Source organism: Kordiimonas sp. SCSIO 12603, from assembly GCF_024398035.1.
GTDB lineage: Bacteria > Pseudomonadota > Alphaproteobacteria > Sphingomonadales > Kordiimonadaceae > Kordiimonas.
Map to the genome: position 1 here is coordinate 3,235,109 of NZ_CP073748.1, position 24,746 is coordinate 3,259,854.

Annotated in this window: 21 protein-coding genes and 1 riboswitch; of the genes, 8 read left to right on the forward strand and 13 right to left on the reverse strand. The window is 47.0% G+C overall.

The features are described 5' to 3' along the window. Nucleotides 1-113: 113 nt before the first annotated feature. From KFE96_RS15150 to KFE96_RS15170, 5 genes are all read right to left on the reverse strand, one after another. A complete protein-coding gene (locus KFE96_RS15150) occupies nucleotides 114-779 on the reverse strand; it encodes a ribonuclease HII (protein WP_255833392.1) in 666 nt (221 codons plus the stop codon). Between the two features lie 287 nt (nucleotides 780-1,066). After that, on the reverse strand, nucleotides 1,067-1,210 hold the full coding sequence (locus KFE96_RS15155) for a hypothetical protein (protein WP_247016576.1): 144 nt from the start codon (nucleotides 1,208-1,210) through the stop codon (nucleotides 1,067-1,069). 231 nt (nucleotides 1,211-1,441) lie between these two features. Beyond that, the gene (locus KFE96_RS15160) at nucleotides 1,442-1,681 is read right to left on the reverse strand and encodes a YdcH family protein (RefSeq protein WP_255833393.1); all 240 of its coding nucleotides are present in this window, start codon (nucleotides 1,679-1,681) and stop codon (nucleotides 1,442-1,444) included. Nucleotides 1,682-1,799: 118 nt separating this feature from the next. After that, nucleotides 1,800-2,021: a hypothetical protein gene (locus tag KFE96_RS15165; RefSeq protein WP_255833394.1), complete on the reverse strand. Its 222-nt coding sequence runs from the start codon at nucleotides 2,019-2,021 to the stop codon at nucleotides 1,800-1,802. A gap of 87 nt (nucleotides 2,022-2,108) precedes the next feature. Then, entirely contained in the window at nucleotides 2,109-3,509 is a 1,401-nt protein-coding gene (locus tag KFE96_RS15170; RefSeq protein ID WP_255833395.1) for a DNA recombination protein RmuC, read from the reverse strand. A 90-nt stretch (nucleotides 3,510-3,599) separates the two neighbouring features. Between KFE96_RS15170 and KFE96_RS15175 the strand changes: the two genes are divergently transcribed. After that, entirely contained in the window at nucleotides 3,600-4,475 is an 876-nt protein-coding gene (locus KFE96_RS15175; RefSeq protein WP_255833396.1) for a phytanoyl-CoA dioxygenase family protein, read from the forward strand. A 1-nt stretch (nucleotide 4,476) separates the two neighbouring features. Next, nucleotides 4,477-5,706, forward strand: a complete 1,230-nt coding sequence (locus tag KFE96_RS15180; RefSeq protein WP_255833397.1) for an NAD(P)/FAD-dependent oxidoreductase — start codon at nucleotides 4,477-4,479, stop codon at nucleotides 5,704-5,706. A gap of 59 nt (nucleotides 5,707-5,765) precedes the next feature. On the opposite strand, the gene KFE96_RS15185 is transcribed toward KFE96_RS15180, so the two are convergent. After that, nucleotides 5,766-6,314 (reverse strand): glutathione peroxidase, encoded by a 549-nt coding sequence (locus KFE96_RS15185; protein WP_255833398.1) that lies wholly within the window; start codon nucleotides 6,312-6,314, stop codon nucleotides 5,766-5,768. Nucleotides 6,315-6,497: 183 nt separating this feature from the next. Between KFE96_RS15185 and KFE96_RS15190 the strand changes: the two genes are divergently transcribed. The 3 genes from KFE96_RS15190 to katG all read left to right on the forward strand — a co-directional run bounded on the left by KFE96_RS15190 (nucleotide 6,498) and on the right by katG (nucleotide 13,470). Then, entirely contained in the window at nucleotides 6,498-7,601 is a 1,104-nt protein-coding gene (locus KFE96_RS15190; RefSeq protein ID WP_255833399.1) for an NADH:flavin oxidoreductase, read from the forward strand. Between the two features lie 272 nt (nucleotides 7,602-7,873). Beyond that, the gene (gene putA, locus KFE96_RS15195; RefSeq protein WP_255833400.1) at nucleotides 7,874-11,038 is read left to right on the forward strand and encodes a bifunctional proline dehydrogenase/L-glutamate gamma-semialdehyde dehydrogenase PutA; all 3,165 of its coding nucleotides are present in this window, start codon (nucleotides 7,874-7,876) and stop codon (nucleotides 11,036-11,038) included. Between the two features lie 188 nt (nucleotides 11,039-11,226). Further along, entirely contained in the window at nucleotides 11,227-13,470 is a 2,244-nt protein-coding gene (gene katG / locus KFE96_RS15200; protein ID WP_255833401.1) for a catalase/peroxidase HPI, read from the forward strand. A 48-nt stretch (nucleotides 13,471-13,518) separates the two neighbouring features. Here katG and KFE96_RS15205 read toward each other — a convergent pair whose 3' ends face one another. Beyond that, on the reverse strand, nucleotides 13,519-14,634 hold the full coding sequence (locus tag KFE96_RS15205) for a PA0069 family radical SAM protein (protein ID WP_255833402.1): 1,116 nt from the start codon (nucleotides 14,632-14,634) through the stop codon (nucleotides 13,519-13,521). 111 nt (nucleotides 14,635-14,745) lie between these two features. Here KFE96_RS15205 and KFE96_RS15210 point away from each other — a divergent pair, with 111 nt between their 5' ends. From KFE96_RS15210 to KFE96_RS15220, 3 genes are read left to right on the forward strand one after another with little or no spacing between them, the layout of a single operon-like run. After that, on the forward strand, nucleotides 14,746-15,858 hold the full coding sequence (locus KFE96_RS15210; RefSeq protein ID WP_255833403.1) for an aminotransferase class I/II-fold pyridoxal phosphate-dependent enzyme: 1,113 nt from the start codon (nucleotides 14,746-14,748) through the stop codon (nucleotides 15,856-15,858). An 11-nt stretch (nucleotides 15,859-15,869) separates the two neighbouring features. Then, the gene (locus KFE96_RS15215) at nucleotides 15,870-16,472 is read left to right on the forward strand and encodes a transcriptional regulator (protein WP_247016598.1); all 603 of its coding nucleotides are present in this window, start codon (nucleotides 15,870-15,872) and stop codon (nucleotides 16,470-16,472) included. After that, the gene (locus KFE96_RS15220) at nucleotides 16,472-17,413 is read left to right on the forward strand and encodes a hypothetical protein (protein ID WP_255833405.1); all 942 of its coding nucleotides are present in this window, start codon (nucleotides 16,472-16,474) and stop codon (nucleotides 17,411-17,413) included. Before KFE96_RS15215 ends, KFE96_RS15220 begins: the two co-directional genes overlap by 1 nt. On the opposite strand, the gene KFE96_RS15225 is transcribed toward KFE96_RS15220, so the two are convergent. From KFE96_RS15225 to KFE96_RS15250, 6 genes are all read right to left on the reverse strand, one after another. After that, nucleotides 17,410-18,606: an EAL domain-containing protein gene (locus KFE96_RS15225; protein WP_255833406.1), complete on the reverse strand. Its 1,197-nt coding sequence runs from the start codon at nucleotides 18,604-18,606 to the stop codon at nucleotides 17,410-17,412. The genes KFE96_RS15220 and KFE96_RS15225 overlap by 4 nt on opposite strands. A gap of 90 nt (nucleotides 18,607-18,696) precedes the next feature. Further along, a complete protein-coding gene (gene gcvPB, locus KFE96_RS15230) occupies nucleotides 18,697-20,250 on the reverse strand; it encodes an aminomethyl-transferring glycine dehydrogenase subunit GcvPB (RefSeq protein ID WP_255833407.1) in 1,554 nt (517 codons plus the stop codon). Beyond that, nucleotides 20,247-21,599, reverse strand: coding sequence for an aminomethyl-transferring glycine dehydrogenase subunit GcvPA (gene gcvPA / locus KFE96_RS15235; protein ID WP_255833408.1), 1,353 nt, complete (start codon nucleotides 21,597-21,599; stop codon nucleotides 20,247-20,249). The genes gcvPB and gcvPA overlap by 4 nt, the downstream gene beginning before the upstream one ends. Before the next feature lie 83 nt (nucleotides 21,600-21,682). After that, nucleotides 21,683-22,054 carry a glycine cleavage system protein GcvH gene (gene gcvH, locus KFE96_RS15240; RefSeq protein ID WP_247016607.1) on the reverse strand — a complete coding sequence of 124 codons (372 nt, stop codon included), beginning with the start codon at nucleotides 22,052-22,054 and terminating at the stop codon, nucleotides 21,683-21,685. A 21-nt stretch (nucleotides 22,055-22,075) separates the two neighbouring features. Beyond that, a complete protein-coding gene (gene gcvT, locus KFE96_RS15245; RefSeq protein ID WP_255833409.1) occupies nucleotides 22,076-23,209 on the reverse strand; it encodes a glycine cleavage system aminomethyltransferase GcvT in 1,134 nt (377 codons plus the stop codon). Between the two features lie 140 nt (nucleotides 23,210-23,349). Beyond that, a riboswitch (glycine riboswitch) is annotated at nucleotides 23,350-23,439 on the reverse strand. A 204-nt stretch (nucleotides 23,440-23,643) separates the two neighbouring features. After that, complete coding sequence (locus KFE96_RS15250) at nucleotides 23,644-24,642, reverse strand: alpha/beta hydrolase (protein WP_255833410.1); 999 nt, start codon at nucleotides 24,640-24,642, stop codon at nucleotides 23,644-23,646. Between the last annotated feature and the right edge of the window lie 104 nt (nucleotides 24,643-24,746).

The window sequence follows — 24,746 nt, forward strand, 5'->3', positions numbered from 1 at the left end:
TTCCGTCGGAAATGGCGCCCAATTTTTTGGGTCAATTATCCGAAAATTCCGACAAATGTGACGGTAATCATGAGTCGAAAACGACTCGAGGTCAAGCGATTCTTTTAATGGATTCAATGATTTGGAGAGTTTTTTTGTTCCAATATCACTCGAATCGGCGCAAAAGATTTACGGTGAAATGGTGTAACACCCACAAGCTTTAGTGCCGCCATATGTTTGGGCACACCATATCCTGCGTTTTGCTCCCAACCATAGTCAGGATATTTTTCCGCCAGTTTTTTCATCATCCGATCACGAAAAACTTTCGCGATAATACTAGCTGCTGCAATCGACAGTGAGCGACCATCTCCTTTAACGAGTGTATTTGTCGGCATGTTAAGCCCCGGATCTTTATTGCCGTCGACCAGAGCTGACCCTGCACTAACTTCAAGCCCTTCTACCGCTCTACGCATGGCAAGAAGGCTGGCCTGAAGGATGTTAATCTCGTCAACTTCTTCTACTGTGGCTTCCGCAACAGACACAGCGATAGCCCGCTCGTAGATCGAATCAAACAGCGCTTCTCTTTTTTTCTCTGAGAGTTTTTTACTATCATTCAAACCCTTAGGGATATTTTCAGCATCCAGTATCACCGCCGCAGCAACAACAGGGCCCGCGAGTGGTCCGCGCCCTACCTCGTCAACACCACATACATACCCAGAATGTTCTTTCAGCATGGTTTCTTCCGAAGACCAATCAGGGCCTTTTTTCAGATCAACGCCTGCCGCCTTAAAAATATCCATACCAACCTCTTTTCACTCTATCCTTCTTAGCCGGAAGAGCGGTCAGCGCAATAAAAAAGCGCCTCGCTTGGGAGAACGAGACGCTAGGGTTAGGGTAGTTAGTTTGGGAAAAACAGAGCTTCTGGGAAAAGCTCTACAACTCTATACTAAAAGAGTATTTGGCCGGACCGCGTGCTGTCTTAGGGCTAATGTTCAGGGGTATTATTTAAACATCACCGGGCCGGCCTAGCCGAAGGATTAAGTTCTTTCAGGGAACAAAGGAGCAAGTAATCCAACGGCCAAATTCTTTATGCCGCCAGGAGATTACCCCCGTTAGCACGCTGAGCGCGACGCATACGGCGGCCTACACGTGTAGATGCAATTGGCCTGAAAACATCGCTGTTTAGGGGAGCCTGGCGCTGGCCAGTTTTTTGCAAGATGCTTGTAAACATTTTTCTATCCTCGTTAGCGCCCTTATGGGCATTCTTAACTTTATTGCTTTGCTGTCGTGTAGCTTGCGTAGTTCTATTTTTTTCAGTGAACTATCGTTCTCGCTACACCCTTAATTTAGGTAAGTTTATCAAAAGGTTCAATAGCACCCATCTCATTTTCTGCACGCTTTACCGCAAACGATGAAATAATTCTGAAAAAGAAAGGGCCCACATCGCTGTGAGCCCCAATCTTCAATCACCTTTAAGCAGGCCGTATATCTCATCCTTGAGCAACATCCTGCGCTTTCTTAAATCCTCCTCATCAAGGCTTGAAAGATGGTCCTCCCCAATCTCGGCTCGGTGGATTTGGCGGTTAATGGTGTGATATTCTTCTGAGATACGGTGAAAATGAGCATCCGACACTTTCAGCTCATGAATACGGTCAACCAACTCTGGGAACTCTTCTCTCAACTCGTGTGGTGTATGGCTCATATACTGTTCTCCTTGCTTGCTGAAATCAGCTTTTCACAGCAAACAGAGGCAGCAATTGATAATCATCAAAAAATTGTATGTTCTATACAAAAAAGGGAATCCTAAACTTCCCTCACTACTATGCAACTTCTACTATCTGACAAATTCGATTACGTAACCAAACGCGTTCCCGTTTCAGATCGACACTAGAAAACAAACATTCAGGATGCTCCAGCGTTTCGCCGATAGTTTCATATGCTTTAAGCAAACGTGTAATTTCATGGTTCGTAGAAGCAAGCTCTTCCAGCTTATGCTGTGCTCCAAAACACTCCTCTACAATATCCGATGGTATATGACTCATAACTACCTCCAATTCGTGCAGCTATAAACATACCCTCCTGAAGAATACCCGCATTGACATTGATCAAACTACTTTAGAGGCTTACCCCTAGCCTTCTATCAATTTATCCGCTGCTTCTTCGTCAATCTCTTCCACAGTTTTAAGTGCACGCATCATCATGTTCTTACGTGTCTCAAGCTTTTCGATATGCTTTTCCATAGCGCCAACATTCTTGCTCATTGCAGTGATCTGTTCACCATAACGGGTAAATTCTTTCTTCACTGCACCAAGTACTTTCCAAACCTCTGCGGCTTGTTCTTGCATAACAGCCTGCTGGTATCCCATCCGGAAAGTACTCAAGAGAACTTGAAAATTCGTAGGCCCAGTTACTGTCACTGAGAAATCGCGCTGCAGGCTTTCAATCAGCCCTGGCGTACGTAGCACCTCAGCATAAAGCCCCTCTGTTGGCACGAAAAGAAGCGCCTCCGATGTTGTATGAGGCGGATTGATATATTTCTGTGAGATATCTTTAGCAAAACTTTTGATCCGGCGCACAAGTGCATCGCTCGCTGTACTCATCGCTTCTTTATCGCCAGCCTCTACCGCAAGCAGCAGGCGTTCATAATCTTCTGTCGGGAACTTTGCATCAACTGGCAAATAGCGTTCTTCACCACCCGGCATGCGGATACCAAACTCCACACGTTTTGTGCCTGCCTTATGCCCACAATCATAGTTTGCGATATACTGATCAGCTGTAAGAAAATCATCGATCAACAGCTCAAGCTGCACTTCACCAAAGGTACCGCGAGATTTCACGTTAGTAAGAACCCGCTTCAGGTCCCCTACTCCAGATGCAAGGTTTTGCATCTCACCAAGGCCCTTTTGCACAGCCTCCAAACGCTCAGACACAGTTTTAAAACTTTCCGATAAACGCTTTTCTAATGTGGACTGTAGTTTCTCATCCACGGTCTTCCGCATTTCATCCAATTTTTGGCTGTTTTCGTCCCGAAGCTCTTTCATTTTTTCATCAAGCTTATCGCGGAACTGCTGCTGTTGATTTGATTGGTCAGCTCCAAGCTTACGTACTGTTTCATTCAGGTATTTAAGCGCTTCACCAATTTCATCTCTAAACTTGTTCTGCTCGGCGGTTTGATCAACCCCAATCTTACGCACTGTTTCCCCAAGTGCACCCACAGATTTTGCTGTTTCTTCCCGGTTTGCTCTGAACTCATCCCGCATTGCAGTCTCGCGCTGCAACGCCTGCTGGGCCACATCTGTCACCCGCGCGCCAATCTGGTGCAATAGCGCTTGTTCATCATCAGCGGCTACTTGGCTTTTCAAATCACCAATCTGTTTGAAAAGAAATATGACCAACAAAATAAGAAGTGCTATGCCGCCAAGGGCAATCAAACCAATAAGGTCCACAGGCTTTTCCTCCAAGAGCAAGTTCACCATTAGCCCTACAGGAGGAAAAACACCCACGCAAGGCTTGACGGCATATAGTTGCATATGATTGTCTCTCGCCTGCGGTGATGGCCTAAATTAATCTCCGTGAGACAGGTGTCTAATCGGCGGGCCAAAGCCACATAGGAGCTTAAAATGATACCTCGTTTTGAGGCACGTGAGTTTTCCGGTATTACACCACAAATGCAGGAAGCTTATGAACGCGATGGCGTTCTGGTACTTGATAACCTTATCAGCGGTGAAGACTGCGACCTTCTTAAAAAGCGTATGGAAGAAATGATCGATGGCTTCGATGTTGAAGCCCATACATCTGTTTTTTCTTCTAAGAATAAAACCCATGACCAAGATGATTATTTTATCGAATCTGGCCATGAGACGCGTTTCTTTTTTGAAGAGGAGGCGTTCGGTGAAGATGGTAAGCTAACAAAACCATTACCTCTCGCTATTAATAAGGTTGGGCATGCCATGCACGATCTGGATGATACGTTTGATACGTTCTCCAGAAGGAAAGCTTTTGAGCAAATCACCAAAGGTCTAGGGCATAAAAACCCACTCCTTCTGCAGACTATGTATATCTTCAAGCAACCCCATATTGGTGGCGAAGTTATCTGCCACCAGGATGCAACATACCTGCGCACCGAACCAGAAACCTGTATGGGCATTTGGGTTGCGCTTGAAGATGCAACAGAAGAAAATGGCTGTCTGTTCGGCATTCCAGGTGGTCATAAAACAAGTGGTCTAAAAATGGTGATGCGCCGCGACCTTGATGGTGACGGCACGGTAACAGAGACACTCGATGACACACCATTTGAAGAAGAGAAAAAGGTACCGCTTGCAGCACCTAAAGGCACAGTACTGGTTTTCGGAGGTTTGTTCCCGCATATGTCATGCGCCAACCGTTCAGATAAATCCCGGCACGCCTTCACACTACATGTAATTGATGGTGCTGCTAATTACCCGGCAGATAACTGGCTCAGACGACCTGACCACCTCCCACTTAAAGGATTTTAATATGACTCATATCGTTATCATTGGTGGCGGCCATGCGGCTGCACAAGCCGTTACCTCGCTTAGGCAGAAGAAGTTTGACGGCGAGGTCACCTTGATAACGGATGAGGGTATGATCCCTTATCAGCGCCCACCGCTTTCAAAAATGTATCTATCTGGTGAGATAACAGTAGACCGCCTGCCTATTCTCCGGGATAGCGCATATGAAGGCATGGGTGTTGATGTGAAGCTCAACACAAGAGCTATACAAGTGGACAAAAAAGCTAAAACTGTTTCCCTCGATAGCGGGGAAACAGTGCCTTATGACAAATTGGTTTTGGCAACTGGCGGACGTGCACGAAAACTGACCTGCGAGGGCTCTGATCTGGCGGGTATTCATTATGTACGCACCATTGCGGATACGGATAAACTCAAACCTGAATTTGAAGCAGCCCAGAACATACTGGTGATTGGGGGTGGATATATCGGCCTTGAAGCAGCGGCAGTTGCCCGCAAATTTGGCAAGACAGTAACAGTGCTGGAAGCTGAAGGCCGTATTCTTCAGCGCGTGGTTGCTCCTGAAGTTTCAGCTTTCTATACCCAGATACACACAGAAGAAGGCGCGCAAATTCTGACTAACCAAATGGTTACTTCTATTGAAGGTACAGATCGCGTTTCTGCCGTCCATACAAAAGATGGTAGCCGTTTTGAGTGTGATCTGATTATCGCGGGCATCGGCCTCATCGCAAATTCCGAAATTGCGGAGAAAGCAGGGCTTGAAACACATCCAGCAGGCATCTACATTAATGAATTTTGCCAAACATCTGATGAGGATATTTATGCGGTTGGCGATGTAGCTTGGTTTGAACACCCAATCTATAAGCGTGAGATGCGCATTGAATCAGTTCAAAATGCAGTTGATCAGGCGAAAACTGCTATCCTCCATATCCTCGGCGAAGAAAAACCATATGCTGAACTACCTTGGTTCTGGTCGGATCAGTATGGGCTGAAACTACAGATCGCAGGGCTATCCGAAGGCTATGATGACCTTATCACTCGCGGTGACACTTCCGAACGTTCAGCGGCCTTCTTCTATATGAAAGAAGATAAAATCATCGCAGTAGATTGTGTGGGGCGTATCGCTGAGTTCATGCAATCTAAGAAGCTAATTCCTGCTGGCATCGCAGTAGACCGTGCAGTGCTGGAAGATGACAGCAAACCTTTTAAAGAAATCGCCGCAGAACTGCTTGCGTAACACGTGAATAAAAAAGGCGGCGCAAATGGCACCGCCTTTTCCTGTCAACTATCTTAGACTTACTCAGACAGTGTTTTCTCAACCGCATCGATAAGCGTGTCAGAGTCTGGTGTTACATCACTTTTAAAGTAAGCAACCGGCTGACCTTCTGGAGAAATCAAATACTTATGGAAATTCCATTTCGGGCGGCTTTCATCACCCATTTTTGCCGCAAGCCAGTTGTATAATTCAGAATTCTTTTCCCCACCTTTAACAACCATTTTTTTGGTCATCGGGAAATCAACCTGAAAATTCACCTGACAGAATTTCTTAATATTGCCTTCATCACCAGGCTCCTGATCACCAAAATCGTTGGCCGGAACGCCGAGAACAACAAGTCCTTTATCTTTATAATCTGACCACAACTTCTGCAGGCCTTCATATTGTGGTGTATAACCGCAGAAAGATGCTGTGTTAACCAGAAGAACTGCTTTACCTTTATATTGGCTAAGCGGCATTTCTGTATAATCAATGGATTTAACTGTAAAATCATGCAGGGATTCTTTTTCACCCGCAAACGCACCAGCAGAGATAAACAACAATGCTACTGCAAAAAGTTTCTGAAACATGCCCAAGCTCCTTAATTCAGTGATCACAAACTACGCCTGCCTTCTCAGTCTCGCAACCCGCCTTACAAAAACTTGATAATTACCAAGCAGCTTGATTTCCGTTACGCCTGCACTACTTCTACTCACTAACCAATCATTTGGATGATAAAAGGCGCAGTTTCGCCGCAAAAGTAAGGATACATGATGAGCAACAGCATTTTGTTCAAACCTTTTGAAAGTGAAAATCTTTCTCTCGATAACCGTATCGTAATGGCGCCTATGACACGGTCCTTCTCCCCGGGCAACGTGCCAAATGATCTGAACGTGGAATATTACCGCAAACGTGCAGCCGGTGGTGTTGGCTTGATTATCACAGAAGGTACATGTGTTGGACATAAAGCTGCAAACGGCTACCCGAACATTCCTTTCATTCACGGCGATGAAGCGCTTGCAGGCTGGAAAAAAGTGGTTGATGCCGTGCACGCTGAAGGCGGCAAAATCATGCCTCAGCTTTGGCATGTGGGCTCTGTACGCCGCCCAGGCACAGAGCCAGATGAAACTGTGCCGGGCTACGGCCCTTCAGGCATGGTGATGCCAGGCAAACAAAAATGCCATGTAATGACAGAAGAAGACATCGCGGATGTGATCGCTGCCTTTGCTAGAGCAGCAGCAGATGCAAAAGCTATCGGTTTCGACGGCGTTGAAGTGCACGGTGCTCATGGTTACCTCGTAGATCAGTTCTTCTGGGGCGGCGTAAATGTTCGTGATGACCAGTGGGGCGGCAACCTTGTGAAACGCACACGTTTTGCTGCTGAGATTATCAAAGCTATCCGCGCTGAAGTTGGCCCAAATTATCCAGTAATCCTTCGCTGGTCTCAGTGGAAACAGCAAGATTACAGCGTAAAATTGGTAGATAACTCGTCTGAGATGGAGCAGTTCTTGGCACCACTTACTGATGCTGGTGTGGATATCTTCCACTGTTCTACCCGCCGTTTCTGGGAGCCAGAGTTTGAAGGAAGTGATCTCAATCTAGCTGGTTGGACTCGTAAAATCACGGGCAAACCAACAATCACCGTTGGCAGCGTTGGCCTTGATAGCGCCTTCACTGAAGAAGGTCAGAAAACATTCTCAGAAGGTAATATCGTAAACCTTGATAAACTCACTGAACGTATGGAACGCGATGAGTTTGATCTGGCGGCAGTTGGCCGGGCTCTTATCGCCAATCCAGATTGGGTGGAAAAAGTTCGCAGTGACGCTATGGAGGATTTGTCTCCATACACAAAAGAGATGCTGATGAAACTGGCATAAGCAATTTCAGAAGGGGTGGCGTTATGTCACCCCATTCTCTCTATTTCCCGACTCACAAAAAATCCCACCTCAAATCTACCGTTCCCCTAACGGCATTTGGCATAATCTTGTGAAAAACTGCTGTAAAAAAGCTTTTAATTTCAAAGTAAGCCAAACTTATTCATCCGAAATACGAATCTGTCTTTTCAGCCGCTATATTTAAGTTTAAGGGGGATTTAACTCTGCATAAAATAACGCAGGGAAATGGGTAACCTGAAGGGGAAGGGACAATAATGACAAACCTTCGGATTTCGCCAGCAGCTGCCCCGAATAAAGCCTCGGCTTTAGCTGCCATGCGCGAAGCATATGAGTTGGACGAAACAAAAGCCGTTCAGCGCATTTTGGAAAATTTCCCGCTTGATGATTCAAGCCGTAAAGATATTGCCGTAAGTGCTGCTGCAATTGTTGCGCAGTCACGCGCTATGAAAGAACAACAAGGCAGCTTAGATGCTTTCCTTGCTGAATTCGGCCTTTCAAATCAAGAAGGTGTAGCGCTGATGTGTTTGGCGGAGGCCCTCCTCCGCGTACCAGACACTGCAACACAGGATAAATTGATTGCTGAGAAAATTCAGTCTGGTGACTGGTCTTCTCACAAAGGGCAATCTGACAGCACCTTTGTGAACGCCTCCACTTGGGCACTTATGCTGACAGGCGGTGTGATTGATCTTGATAAATCTATCACGAAGAACCCTGGTTCATGGGTGAAATCCCTTATTGGCCGTACGGGTGAGCCAGTAATCCGTGCTGCGGTTAACCAAGCCATGAAAATCATGGGCAAACAGTTTGTATTTGGCCGTACCATTGGCGAAGGACTGACACGTCAGGGCAAACAGGCACCTGAGCATAAGATGATGAGCTTTGACATGCTGGGTGAAGGTGCCCGTACCATGGAAACAGCCCATCGTTATTATGACCTTTACAAAGCATCAATCGATGCTGTTGGTTCAGCAACAAAAGCTGATGGTGACAATCCGCATGACCGCTCTAGCGTTTCTATCAAGCTTTCAGCACTTCATCCCTGTTATAATGAAGCTAACGAAGGTCGTGTAATGGCTGAAATGCTGCCAATGGTGAAAGACCTGGCAGTAAAAGCAAAATCTTACGACATTCAGATGACAATTGACGCCGAAGAAGCGGACCGTCTGGATATCTCCTTGCGCCTGTTCGAAAAACTTGCCCAAGACCCTGACCTCGCTGGTTGGGAAGGTCTTGGCCTCGCAGTTCAAGCTTACCAGAAACGCGCGCCATATGTGATTGACTGGTTAATCCATCTTGCCCGCGAGAATGGCCGTAAGTTTGCCGTACGTCTTGTTAAAGGCGCGTACTGGGATACGGAAATCAAGCACGCGCAGGAACTTGGACTTGATGATTATCCTGTATTCACACGCAAGCCTTCAACAGATTGCTGTTATCTTTATACAGCTGCACGCATGCTTGACGCGCAGGATGCTATTTATCCGCAGTTTGCAACACATAACGCGCACACAATTGCGGCGATCTCTGCCATGGCAGAAGATAAGTATTATGAATTCCAGCGCCTTCACGGCATGGGTGAACTCCTCTACACAGCAGCAAGCAAGGTGGTTGGTCGTACCATCCGCACACGCACTTACGCGCCAGTAGGCCTTCATGAAGACCTATTGCCGTACCTTGTACGTCGCCTCCTTGAAAATGGCGCCAACTCAAGCTTCGTAAACCGCTTTATGGATGCTGAAGTACCTGTTGAAGAAGTTGCTGGTGATCCAATTGAATCACTGAAGGAAGCACCCGCACTTCGCCATACACTTATTCCTACACCGCTCGGCATATACGGCGAAGAGCGTTTAAATTCCAAAGGATGTAACCTTATGGACCGCAATCATTTTGAACCGCTTCTCAAAGCACTGGATGAGCGCAAGAGCCACACATATGCCGCGATGAATATCGTTGGCGGTATGGAAGTTGGTGGCAAAACAACTGACGTACGAAGCCCTGTAAACACTAATGAAATTGTTGGAACGTTCGCAGAAGCACGTATTGAAGATATCGAAACAGCTGCTCACCGCGCGGCAGAAGCACAACATGATTGGGACGCACTTGGCGGCAAAGCCCGTGCAGATATCCTCCGCAAAGCTGCTGATCTTCTTGAAGAAGACCGTGATATCGTTGCAGATATGCTTGTGCGTGAAGCTGGCAAAACACTGGGCGATATCATCGCTGAAGTGCGTGAAGCTGTTGATTTCTTCCGCTATTATGCTGTGCAAGCCGAAAAACAGTTTGGTGAACCTATTCGCCTACCTGGTCCAACCGGTGAGCAAAATGAACTGCACATGGGTGGCCGTGGTACATTCCTATGTATTGCACCGTGGAACTTCCCGCTTGCGATTTTTGTTGGCCAGATTGCGGCTGCTCTTGCGGCAGGTAACTCTGTTATTGCTAAACCAGCTGAACAAACACCAATTATTGCGTGGCATGCTGTAAAGCTAATGCACAAAGCAGGCGTACCTGCTGACGTACTGCACCTTCTTTTAGGTGACGGCGCAACAGTTGGTGCGAAACTCGTTGCTGATGAACGCATCGCTGGTGTTGCGTTTACTGGCTCCACTGAAACAGCAAAGATCATCAACCGCACACTAGCGGACCGTGACGGCGCCATTGTACCACTGATTGCAGAAACCGGTGGCCAAAACGCGATGATCGTTGATTCGACAGCCCTGCCTGAACAGGTTGCGGATGATGTAATCCTCTCTGCTTTCGGTTCTGCAGGCCAGCGCTGCTCAGCCCTTCGTGTTCTCTTTGTTCAGGATAGCGTTGCTGACAAGGTGATTGACATGATCAAAGGCGCTCTTAAAGAGCGCGTGATTGGTAATCCTGCTAATCTGGATACTGATATCGGCCCAATCATTGATGAAGAAGCCCGAGCTAATCTCGCTAAACATTGCGCCAAGATGGAAAAAGAAGCCACACTTGTTGCGAAAGCAGAGATGGCAGATGACACTAAGGATGGTACATTCTTCGCACCGCATATCTTCGAACTCTCTGGCCTAGACCAGCTGGAGCGTGAAGTGTTTGGCCCGGTTCTTCATATCATTCGCTTTAAATCATCAGAGATGGAGGATGTGCTGAAACAAATTCTTGATACAGGGTACGGCCTTACATTCGGTGTACATTCACGTCTCGAAGGTCGCTGGCAGGAACTGTTCGCAAAAACCCGTGTCGGTAATACCTACATTAACCGCAACATGACTGGTGCTGTTGTTGGCGTGCAGCCATTTGGCGGCGAAGGTCTATCAGGCACCGGCCCTAAAGCAGGTGGCCCGAACTATCTGATCCGTTTTGCGGCTGAGCGCACGCTTACCATCAATACCGCGGCCGTCGGCGGTAATGCTGAGCTTTTCAGCATGGATGAAGGCGCTTAAAAGCTTATCCAATAGAACCCTAGAAGGCCGGGATTTATTCTCGGCCTTTTTTTTACGTACCTGAATAATAATCCATTAAATCGATTACTAAATAAGCTATTATCAATTTAGATCGATTACAACTCTGCCATATCATTTTCTCAGTAACGTTTTGATTGCTGTCTGATCAACACTTAGGAGAATAGGGTATGTTTCGTAATACAGTTTCTGCAGTAGCCCTCGCTGCTGTTTTGAGCCTTGTCCCAAACACCACTGCATTTGCAGAGGGCCACGGCAAACCACACGCAAAATATAACAAAGAGCAAAAGGTAGAGATCAACAACGATTATTGGTGGCCAAACCGCCTTGATCTTTCAGCTCTCCGTCTGAACGCAGCTAAATCAGACCCAATGGACGCAGGTTTCAACTATGCTGCCGAGTTCGCCAAACTGGACCTTGAAGAACTTAGAAGAGATGTCGTCGAAGCCATGACAACATCACAGGATTGGTGGCCAGCAGATTACGGGCACTATGGTCCATTTTTCATCCGTATGGCATGGCACAGCGCTGGTACATACCGTACTACTGATGGCCGCGGTGGTTCTGATGGCGGCATGCAGCGTTTTGCGCCACTAAACAGCTGGCCTGATAACGTAAACCTCGATAAAGCACGCCGTCTTCTTTGGCCAATCAAACAAAAGTACGGTAAAAAAATCTCATGGGGCGATCTCATGGTATTCGCTGGTACAATCGCCATGGAAGACATGGGTTTCAAAACTCTTGGCTTTGCCGGTGGCCGTATCGATGGTTGGCAACCAGAAGAAGTTTACTGGGGCTCTGAAGGTGAATGGCTTGGCCGTGACCGCGACACACCAAATGGTCTTGAAAACCCACTTGCAGCGGTTCGTATGGGACTTATCTACGTAAATCCTGAAGGCCCGAACGGTGTTCCGGAGCCACTGCTCGCCGCAAAAGAAATCCGCGAAACTTTTGCACGCATGGCAATGAATGATGAAGAAACAGCCGCTCTTATCGCTGGTGGTCACACATTCGGTAAAGCACACGGTGCCCGCAGCCCTGAAAAGTGCGTAGGCCCAGACGCCGAAGCCGCCCCAATTGAAAACCAAGGCCTTGGCTGGAAAAACAAATGCGGTACTGGTAAAGGCGCAGACACGATCACAAGTGGCCTTGAAGGCGCTTGGACCGCTGCCCCAACACAGTGGACAACTCTCTTCCTACAAAACCTGTATCAGTATGACTGGAAGAAAACCAAAAGCCCTGCAGGTGCAACACAGTGGACACCGACAGATGAAAGCGCTTCTGAAACAGTTCCTGATGCACACATTGAAGGTAAATTCCACGCACCTATTATGTTCACAACTGATTTGGCGCTTCGTTTCGACCCTGAATACCAAAAGATCACAACACGCTGGCTTGAAAATCCGGAAGAGTTTGAGCAAGCATTCGCTCGCGCCTGGTTTAAGCTAACTCACCGTGATCTTGGTCCGCGCTCTCGCTACCTTGGTGCTTTTGCCCCGAAAGATGAGATGATCTGGCAGGATCCAATCCCCGCGGTTGATTATGATATGATCAGCGCAAGAGACGCTGCGAAACTGAAGAAACAGATTCTAGCTTCTGGCCTTTCTGTTTCCGAGCTTGTGCGTGCCGCATGGTCATCAGCTTCATCATTCCGCAACACCGACATGCGCGGTGGTGCAAATGGTGCTCGTGTTCGCCTTGCCCCTCAAAAAGACTGGGCAGCAAACACACCTGTTGAACTTGATAAAGTGATCACAAAGCTTGAAGCCATTCAAACATCATTCAATTCCAAGAACCGCAAAAAGCAAGTTTCTCTTGCTGACCTTGTGGTACTCGGCGGTGCAGCGGCACTAGAGAAAGCCGCAGCAGATGCTGGTGTTGAAGTTTCTGTACCGTTCACACCGGGCCGTGCGGATGCTACACAGGCAAAAACTGATGTTCACTCTTTCAGTTTCCTTAAACCTAAAGCAGACGGTTTCCGCAACTACTTCGCAGAAGGCAACAAACGTTCACCTGCTGAAATGCTTGTAGAGAAATCAGCAGTACTGAACCTCTCTGTTCCAGAGATGACAGTTCTTGTGGGCGGCATGCGTGCTCTTGATGCAAACACAGACGGTGCTAAGCACGGTGTGTTTACAGATAAGCCAGGTACGCTGAATAATGATTTCTTCGTAAATCTCCTCAGCATGGATACAGAGTGGAAAAAAGCCAAAGGCAAAGACGGCATCTTCAATGGTTATGATCGTGCCAGCGGCCAAATGAAATGGACAGCTACACCAGTTGACCTAATCTTCGGTTCCAATTCTGAACTACGTGCTATCGCTGAAGTATATGCGTTTGATGAAAACAAAGAAAAGTTTGTGAATGATTTCATCAAAGCATGGGTGAAAGTGATGAACAACGACCGCAGCTAACAAGCGGTTTATAAGATAAAGAAATGGCGGCCCATACGGTCGCCATTTTTATTTGAGCGCATCTAATAAACTATATTGGCTTCCCTTAAGGATAGGCCGTTGGAAAGTTTCTGTCACCAACTTGAAAGTATCTTCTCGCTTATTAAGTTTATGTTTTCTGCAAAGAGCCGCAAACCTAACCCGCATCAGATCAGCTTCCGCTCCCTTCCCCGTCATACGGTGTTTAAAACGCGGATCATTGGTTTTACCACCCCGCATTGCTTTCAAACGGTTCATTACCCGATCTTTCCGGTTTGGAAAATTGGCCTTGAGCCATTCTTCAAACAAGCTAGTTAATTCAAGTGGTAGCCGCATCAATATATACCCCACATCCTTAGCTCCTGCATGTGCGACAGCCGCAATCACTTGCTCCATCTCATGATCATTAAGGGCCGGGATAACAGGCGCAAACATAGCAATCGTTGGCACACCGGCATCTGAAAGTAACCTTATGGCATCAAGCCGACGCTGCGGCATCGAAGCACGTGGTTCCATTGTGCGAGAGAGTTTCCGGTCAAGCGTGGTGACCGATAAGCCAGCCTTCACAAGGCCTTTTTTTGCCATAGGGGCTAGAATATCCAAATCCCTCACTATAAGTCTCGATTTAGTAAGGATGGTACATGGATGGTTATATTTGTTGAGTACCTCAAGAATGCTTCGGGTAATTTCTCTTTCACGCTCAATTGGTTGGTACGGATCAGTATTCGTACCCATGGCTATGGGTTTCGGTTCATAGCCTTCCCGAGCAATCTCTTTTTCCAATAATTCGGCAGCATTTGGTTTCGCAAATAGCTTACTTTCAAAATCTAATCCAGCTGATAACCCCATATATGTATGAGTTGGTCGGGCAAAACAGTAAATGCAGCCATGCTCACACCCCCTGTATGCATTGATCGACCGGTCGAAAGGTACATCAGGCGAAGTATTTTTAGTGATGATATGACGAGCATTTTCCTCAAACACCTCTGTTCTCAGAGGTGTTTCATCCTCTGCCATATCCCATCCATCATCATGGCGTTCATAGCCATACTGTTCAAAGCGGCCTGAACCGTTTGAAGTAGCCGCGCGACCGCGGACATTTAATGCACCTTTCAAGGTCGCTGATTTCTGTCCATACTCATTCATAGACTTATCATAACAGAAGTGGAACAAATAGTGAACAAAAGAAATATTAGACAAAATTCCAATTATAGACTATTAATCCATATATAGATTCTTTGTACAAGGAGTAGACAGATGCAAATTGAAGAATTCACACTGGAACGTATTCAGTCTCTTTATGAAAACACAGTAGACTTTAATCTGTCTGACAGTGGTGTACATCCATACACCCTGAAAGAACTCCTGACACCTGAGCAAAACACCAAGCTACTTGAATTGGAAATCGGCTACGGCTGGACTAACGGCGCTACCGAACTCAGACAGTCTGTTGCAAACCTCTATAAAGACCGTACACCGGACGAAGTGATCATCACTAATGGCTCAGCTGAAGCAAACTTCCTGATGGTAATGTCTCTCCTCAACCCCGGAGATGAACTGATTGTTTTTGTACCAAACTATCTGCAAATCTGGGGGTGGGCACGTGCACTTGGCATCAAGGTAAAAGAAGTTGCTCTTAAGGAAGAGTTAGGCTGGCAGCCTGATCTGGATGATCTTAAATCACTGGTATCTGACAAAACCAAGATGATCACTATCTGCCACCCGAATAACCCGACAGGCAGCACGCTTCCTCTTGATAGCATGAACCAGCTTGTAGAATTCGCACGTGAACGCGGCTTATATCTGCATGCTGATGAAGTTTACAAGGGCTCTGAACTGAACGGAGAAGAAAGCCCGAGCTTCGCCGATCTATACGAAAAGGCAATCATCACATCTGGCCTCTCGAAAGCAATGGCGCTTCCAGGCCTCCGTATCGGTTGGCTCGTTGGCCCAGAGGCTGATATCTATAAAGCTTGGCAGCGCAAAGATTATACATCCATCACCACAAGTGCTGTAAGCGAATATGTAGCCGACATCGTAGTCCAGCCAACCAAGCGCGCTGAAATCCTTGAACGAAGTCGCCGTATTCTCAGAGAAAACGTAGCGCTTCTCTCAGGCTGGCTTGATAACAATGCCAATATTTTCTCAAGCATTCTGCCTCAAGCAGGCGGCATGGCCTTTGTGCGCTATAATATGGATATAAACTCCACTAAGCTTGTCCATAAGCTCCGCGAAGAACGCAGCATTATGCTTCTACCGGGCGATGTGTACGGCATGGACCAATATATCCGCCTGGGGATTGGAGCACCAAAACACCATATTGAAGAAGGCCTTAAACATCTGGCTGATTACGCACGAACTAATTTCTAGGTAACGAGTTTATGCTGAACAAATATCATGACATTGCAGATGGTATCGCCCTCCTGTTTCATCCGTATGTAGAAGTTGTTATCCATGATCTGGCAACGGAGCAGGTTGCCTACATCGCCAACAATTTCTCACAACGAGAGATAGGCGAACCTTCGCTTTTGCATGAGATTGATTTCAAACCCAGTGACCGCCTTATCGGCCCTTATGAAAAAACGAACTGGGATGGTAAACGTATAAAATCCATCAGCAGCGTGATCCGTGATGATAGTGAAAAAGCCATTGGAATTCTGTGTATTAACGCCGACATGTCCCACTTCCATATGGCGCAACAGGCTTTATCCGCCCTGCTCTCCATACCGCAAGAAACGGAAAAGCCTGAGGCATTGTTCAAAGAGGATTGGCACGAGAAGATCAATCAGTTTGTGACGGACTGGACCAACAAGCACGGCACCCCAGTTGCTCAACTTTCCCAGAAGCAAAAGAAAGCACTAATCTTCGACCTAGCAGAAAGCGGCGGCTTTGAAGGCAAGCAGGCGGCGGCCTATGTATGCCGCATTCTAGGTGTTGCCCGCGCTACTCTTTATAACTACCTCAAACAGCAGCGTGGTGAGTAATGCGTATTGTTAAAAAAGCTGAAATCGAAGAAGCACTGAAATCAGCAGATGTGTTTAGCGCAATCAAAAACGCCTTCATTCAGTTTTCAGCCGGAGACGTTACTACACCGCCTGTAGGGTACCTATCCTTCCCGGAAGCAAATGGTGATTTGCACATCAAGTACGGTCATACCAAAGGGGACGAAGTATTTGTTATAAAACTGTCCACAGGTTTCTACGACAACCCCTCGAAAGGCCTACCTAGCAGTAACGGATTGATGATGATCCTATCGGCAACTACCGGGGAACCACTCGCGCTCTTGGAAGATGGCGGCATACTTACAGATATTCGTACCGCGGTCGCTGGTGCCCTTGCCTCAGATTTACTAAAACCTAACTCCTCCCCAAGAGTTGGTGTTATCGGCACAGGTATTCAGGCGCGCCTGCAAGTTAAGTATCTTTCCAAACTGCTACCCGAAGCCACTTACAGTGTTTGGGGCAGAGATAAAGATAAAACAGCTACTTATATCGCTGATATGGCGAAATCCGGATTGTATGTTGAAATAATGCCTTCACCGGAAGATTTATGTCGAAGTGCAGACATCATCATTTCAACAACTCCCAGCACCTCACCTATCATCAAAGCTGAGTGGATTAAGGCAGGCACACATATCACAGCTGTGGGTGCAGATGCTCCGGGCAAACAAGAGCTGGATGACGGCATATTCGAAAAAGCCGCTTTCACACTATTCGATTCAAAAGAACAGTGCTTACATCATGGAGAAGCATCTCACAGCCCGGTAGAGTTTAAGAAACGAAACTCTGCCGAACTAGGAACAGTTTTCAAAGAACCGGATATTTTCACCAGGAAAAAAAGTGACATAACTATTGCAGATTTAACAGGAATCGCTGCCCAGGATACCGCAATTGCAAAAGCTGTCTGGAGCCGACTAGCTTCTTAATTCAGGCCTTCAATCTTCTCGACACCATCTTTATAATCTTCAATCCAGATAAGGAATTCATCTGGAGCCATCGGCTTGGCAATATGGTATCCCTGCCCCACATCAGCCTTAAGACTTTTCACCATTTCAAGCTGGGCAGCATCTTCAATCCCTTCGCAAGAACAACGAAGTTCCAGCTTATGGGAAAGATCAATCGCAGATTCGAGAATAGTACGAGCGATTTTATCTTCTGCTGCACGACCAATGAACTCACGGTCCACAACAAGTTCATCAAACGGAATAGAATGCAACCTGATAAGAGAGGCAAAGCCTGTACCGAAATCATCAAGTGTTAGGCCAAAACCTCTAAGGTGAAGCCGAGAAAGCACTTCAAGCGGCACACGTTCATCTACCTGAAACTCTGACTCAGCAAGTTCAAGGCGTACCTTCTTAGGATCAACACCAAACTGGTCCGCAAGGCCTGAAACTACATCAGCAAAATCCTCTTTACGGAGGTTTTCACTGGAAACGTTGATGGACAATTGGATGTCCTGCCCTTCTCTGGCCCACTTGCCTTGCTGTTCCATTGCAAGCTCAAGCATACGGTATGTAAGCACATCCATATACCCCTTTTCACGAGCAACACGTACAACAGCATTCGCTCCTAACAGACCTCCGCCTGGGGCACGCCAGCGAGCAAACACTTCAGCACCCTCAACCTCACCAGTGGCAAGATTAACTTTCGGCTGGAAAACAGGTGCAAGGCCGTCCGTCATCAAACCACGCATAAACTCTGTTTCAGCAAGTACTGTCTCTGTTCCCTGCCGCGCGGAGGAACGAGTCTTTGCTACATCATTCAAAGTAAGAAGGAGCTGCTCTTTATCAATTGGTTTCGTGAGCGTACCCAGAAGGTTCACGCTATACGCCATTGCAAGTTCACGCGCACTATGAAGCGTTCGCTGATCATGCTGTGTAAAGAGAATTACCGCCGGGTCCCAATCTAGTTCCGAAATAGATCGAATAAGTGCAAAACCATCAAGTTCCGGCATTTCAAGATCGGTTACGATCACATCAAATCGTTCGGTTTTAAGGATATCAAGAGCTTGTGCGCCGCTTGTTGCACAGGCGACCAGATAGTCACCCGCCTGCAAATATTGGGAAAGCATGTCCCGCATTGTAGCAGAATCATCAACGACCAATATACGTTTGCTCACAACCCCTCCTCTAGCTTGGTCTGGCCAAACTAGCACTACAGGCGTAAAGGTTAAAGTCCTCTTTACGCCTGCATAATTTTTGTTACTTCCTTAAGCGGAAGGTGGAGTGTAACGAAGTACTGGCTTACGCGCTGCCTGCGTTTCATCCAAGCGCTTACGCGGCGCATAATAAGGTGCACCTTCAAAGCGTTTCGTTTCACCTGCTTTCGCTGCTTCCGCAAGGCCGCGCATAGAGCGAATAAACTGATCAAGATTGAACTTGGATTCAGTTTCTGTCGGCTCCACAAGCATCGCGCCGTGCACCACCAGTGGGAAATACATCGTCATTGGGTGATAGCCCTCATCGATCATTGCTTTTGCAAAATCAAGAGTGGTTACACCTGTATCCTTAAGGAAACGGTCATCAAACAGCGCTTCATGCATGCACGGTCCTTCATAAGAAGCACTCATTACATCTTCAAGCGATGCCAGAATATAATTCGCATTCAGCACTGCATCTTCTGACGCCTGTTTAAGACCATCACCGCCGTGGCTAAGCATATAAGATAGCGCACGTACATACATACCCATCTGTCCGTGGAAAGCGGTAAGTCGACCAAGAGACTTATCGCCTTCACCACCTTTCCATTCATGAAGTTTCAAGCTGCCATCAGCTTCTTTCACGACATATGGAAGTGGGGCAAAATCTTTAAGTGCATCCGAAAGAACAACAGGGCCAGAACCCGGGCCACCACCGCCGTGTGGTGTAGAGAATGTTTTATGCAGGTTAAAGTGCATCGCATCTACACCAAGATCACCTGGACACGCTTTACCCATAATGGCGTTGAAGTTCGCACCATCACAGTAGAAGAAAGCCCCTGCCGCATGAACGGCATCAGCAATCTCACGTACTTCCTGTTCGAACAGGCCACATGTGTTCGGGTTTGTAATCATCACAGCAGCAACTGTATCGTCTAGCGCTTCCTTAAGCGCCTCAACGTCAACACGGCCGTTATCTTTACCCGGGATGGACTTCACTTTGTATCCACAGAAAGCAGCGGTTGCAGGGTTTGTACCGTGCGCACTTTCAGGGCACAGAATAACCTCACGAGCATCGCCACGTGCTTCAAGTGCAGCACGAATAGCCATCACACCACAAAGCTCACCATGTGCACCAGCCTTCGGGGAAAGAGCCACCGCAGGCATGTTTGTGATAGTCATAAGCCAATGCGACAGCTCTTCCATCAGCTCCAGCGCACCTTGCACGGTGGATTGAGGCTGAAGTGGATGAATATCACCAATACCTGGCAAACGTGCCATTTTTTCATTCAGACGCGGGTTATGCTTCATTGTGCATGAACCAAGCGGAAAAACGCCCATATCGATACCGTAATTCAAGCGGCTAAGGCGTGTATAGTGACGAACTACATCTGGCTCAGCCAAGCCGGCACAACCGATTTCCGTAGTACGTTCCAGCCCACCGATTTCCATATCGAAATCATCGAAATCTTCAATATCAACGCCTGTTGTCTGAGTATTGCCTAGCTCATAAATGAGCGGCTCAGCAAGACGAAGGCCCTTATGGCCCGAGAAACCTTCAAACATTTCTGCTGGCGCTTCCACGTCCGTTGCAGCAGTTGGGCGTCCTTGGTTATTCATGCTCATGCTACTGCTCCTTTAAGTGCAGAAACCAGTTCTTCGATATCACCATCAGTCACTGTTTCAGTGGCTGCAATAAGCAACACATCATCATGCCCCGCATTTGGATCAAGACGGCTGAATGGTACGCCTGCCAGAACACCATCAGACGCAAGCTTTTCAACAACATCAGCAGCATTCTTCGGAAGTCTCACGGCGAACTCGTTAAAGAAGGAAGAATTGAGCACTTCAACACCATCAATGGCAGCAATTGCGTTTTTCACATCAACTGCTTTTTTGTGGTTCAGCTTCGAAAGCTTACGTAGGCCTTTTTCACCAAGCAGTGACATGTGAATTGTAAATGCAAGTGAGCAAAGACCAGAGTTAGTACAAATGTTCGATGTCGCTTTTTCGCGGCGGATATGCTGTTCACGTGTAGAAAGCGTAAGCACAAAACCACGAGTACCATCACTATCAACCGTTTCCCCACACAAACGGCCTGGCATCTGGCGAACATACTTCTGATTGGTTGCAAACATACCAAGGTATGGGCCACCAAAATTGAGACCATTACCAATAGACTGCGCTTCACCAACAACGATATCAGCGCCCATTTCACCAGGACTTGTGATAAGACCAAGTGACATAACCTCAGTTACAACAACAATGAGAAGCGCTTTATTCGCGTGTGCCTTTTCAGCAAGCGGCGTCAAGTCAAGCACGTTGCCGCAAACACCCGGATTTTGGAAAACAACACAACTTGTTGTTTCGTCAATCGCATCAATAGCTGCCTGCAGTTCTGCCTGTGCATCAGCTGGTTGAGCATCCAGAGCCACAACCTCATCATCCGTATACTGTGTGGTTGTTTCTACCACCGCACGATAATGTGGGTGCACACAGCCAGCGATAACAGCGCGTTTCTTACGTGTTACACGGCGTGCCATCATCACAGCTTCCGCTGTTGCTGTTGAACCATCATACATGCTGGCGTTTGCCACATCCATGCCAGTCAACTGGGCAATCTGTGTCTGAAACTCAAAGATATACTGAAGCGTGCCTTGCGCGATTTCCGGCTGATACGGTGTATAAGCCGTTAAAAATTCACCACGCTGGATAATATGATCCACTGTAGATGGTACATGGTGTTTATAAGCACCTGCGCCAACGAAAAATGGAACACTGCCAGCCGCTGTGTTTTTCGATGCCATACGAGAGAGATGACGTTCCACCTCAAGCTCTGTTTTATGGCGCGGCAGGTCGATTTCAGGGTTTAGAAATTCACTAGGAATATCTTTGAAAAGATCATCAACATGACGAACACCAATTTTCCCAAGCATTGCTTGGCGATCATCACTGGTTAATGGCAAGTAGCGCATGCGCTTACTCCTCAACAAAAAGCAAAAGCTTAAAACTCAGGCCCAAATGAAAAGCGCCAGCCAAAGGCCAGCGCTCAATCGTTTTATTCTAGGCCAGCAAGAAATTCTTTGTAGGCTGCTTCATCCATCGCAGCTTCAACTTCAGACATATCAGCAGGTTTCATTTTGAAGAACCAGCCACCATCCATTGGCGCGCTGTTCACTGTACCCGGCTCGCCTTCAAGATCTTCGTTCACTGCAACGATTTCACCAGCGATTGGTGCATATACTTCACTAGCAGCTTTCACAGATTCAACAACAGCCGCATCATCGCCTTTTTCAAAGGTTGCGCCCACTTCTGGCAGCTCAACAAATACGATATCGCCAAGCGCTTCCTGAGCGTGATCTGTAATACCAACAGTTACTGTATCGCCCTCAACGAGCATCCATTCGTGGTCTTCAGTAAATTTAAGCATCTGATTTCTCCCCTACCTGACTTAGGAAACTTTTTTGCGCTTATAGCGCTGTTCGATAAATGGTGTTTGTGCAACTTTCGCCGCAAGCATCTTGCCGCGAACGATTAACTGAATATCTGTACCTGCCTCTGCAAGTTCCGAAGGAACATAGCCCATTGCAACTGGGCCGCCCACTGTTGGGCCAAAACCGCCAGAAGTAACTTTACCAATTACGTTTCCGCCCATATCAGCGATTTCTACGCCTTCACGCGCTGGTGCACGGCCTGATGGCAGGATACCTACAAGGCGCTTCGATGTACCTTCGGCAAGTTCTTTAAGAATACGTTCGCCGCCAATGAAATCACCTTCTTCACGGCGTTTTTTACCCAGTGCGAAATTAAGGCTCGCTTCAACAGGGCTAGTTTCATCATTAAAATCATGACCTGAAAGGCAGAGACCACTTTCAAGGCGCAGGCTATCACGTGCACCAAGACCAATCCATTCCACATCATCGCTCTTCAACAGGCGTGCCGCCAACGCTGGCGCTTCCTCTTTCGGAACAGAAATTTCAAAACCATCTTCACCTGTGTAGCCACAGCGTGCTACCCAGCACACAACGCCTTCAAGCGTTACCATTGTGCCTTCCATGAACACCATGTCGCGTACTCTAGGGTCAAGTTCCGCAAGAACATCTTCAGCCTTTGGTCCTTGAAGGGCAAGTAGTGCGTGATCTTCAAGCGGCTCTAGCGCAAGGCGACCTGCGAAGCGTTCTTCCAAAATGCCGTAGTCTTTTTCTTTACATGCAGCGTTTACAACAATGTAAAGTGATCCTTCCGGGTCAAACGTGCGAGTAACCATAAGATCATCTTCAATACCGCCGTTATCATTTAGAAGAAGTGTGTAACGCATCTTGCCCGGCTTCAACACAGCCAGTGCAGAAGGCATAATTTCTTCAAGTACTTTAGCAGGGTCACTACCATCCACAGAACGCACATAAGCCTGCCCCATGTGCGACACATCAAAAAGACCAGCTTTATCACGAGTATGAAGGTGTTCCTTCATAATACCCAACGGGTACTGAACAGGCATGGAATAACCAGCAAACGGTACCATTTTACCGCCTGCTTCCACATGCAAATCATACAAAGGGGTTTTTAGAAGATTTTCGTCGGCCATCTGACACTCTCCGCGCGCAAAGCAATTTCCCGGTATAACCGGATTAATGCCTCCTCTGTCACGGAACCTGAGAGATTTGACCTTGATATCAAGGCTTACCCCGTCGGTGAGGAACAAATGCTCCTGCTTTCCAGAGTGTCACTATTCGCGCGGTCCTTTTGCCTGAGAGTTTCCGAGGCGGTTGCTCCTTCGGCGTCAGCATGTTGGCTGAGCTCTCCCGCACGAACATTGTAAAAGTTACCTTTTACCTGACGTGATCGTGGGCAGGATCATAGGCAGAAACGCCTAAGAGTCAATTAAAGAAACACGTTTCCAAGCAGGTAATATTATTGCGCAAAATATATCGAATTTTTGCTTATTTTCTGAGAGCTTGTATGGGCGAGACATTCATAGCCCGCCCACTAAATTTCAAAAACAAGATTATTACACGTATTTTATTGTTTTTGCTTTATTATCCATTCAGCCATCACTGCCATTGCATCCTCAGACATATCTTCAGGCAACGTAGCATATTCGGATATTTGACCAGTAACAGCTGTCTGAAATAGGTGATTCATTTTAGGTAACACCCTAACGGCAACCTGATCATTATTTACAGCATCTGTAACTTTCTGAGCCACATCAAAGTTTAGCTCATCGGAAACCTGCATATCCAACTCTCCGTAAAGCATCAAAAAAGGGATATTTATATTCTTCAGATATTCAGCAGGATCAATTCGAAGAAAAGTATGCATCCAATTTGATGTCAACTCTCCCGCCTTTGCCATCGCCGCTGATGCTGGCATTCCCACACCTTCCAAGATTTTAGCTGCCTCTTTTTGAGCTACTAAAGGGTCATCGTGCTCAACCGCTTTGGCAACAAGCTGTTTTTGGATGGTAAGAGCAGTTTCAATTTGCGCGGGTGCAGCTCCTTGTGCGTGCATGATGGAAGTAATTTGGTCCAGAACCAGCTCACCATACCTTATCGCCGGGCTACCCAGCAGAATAGCGTGATCAATACATTGACACTCATTGACGACAATAGACGTTACAATCCCACCTTCACTATGGCCAATCATTCCAACAGACGAAAACCTGTTTAGAGTACGTGCATATTTCACAGCTCCCAATGCATCCTTGGAGAAATCAAATGTGGAGGCAGAAGCAAAATCACCTGTAGAGGAAGCGACACCACGATCATCATACCTCAGTGTGGCTATGCCGCGCCTTCCCAGATATTCCGCTAAGGCTTTGAAGGGTTTTTTACCGAGAAGCTGCTCATCCCGATCTTGTGGCCCAGAACCTGTTACCAGTATATAGAGTGGTGGCTTAATAACATTCACCGGTTTCAGCAGTGTAGCTGCAAGCTTCACTCCCGGGCTTACACTATCGAATTCAACCTCTTGGGATACAAACACTTTATCATCTGCAGCTATTAAACCATTTGTCAGCATCAGGCCTATTCCCAACACCCCCACTTTAAAAAAAGTATTCAGTCGCATCATCACTATCCGTATCTATTATTTCGTTATTTCGGAAAATACCAAAATAATAGATA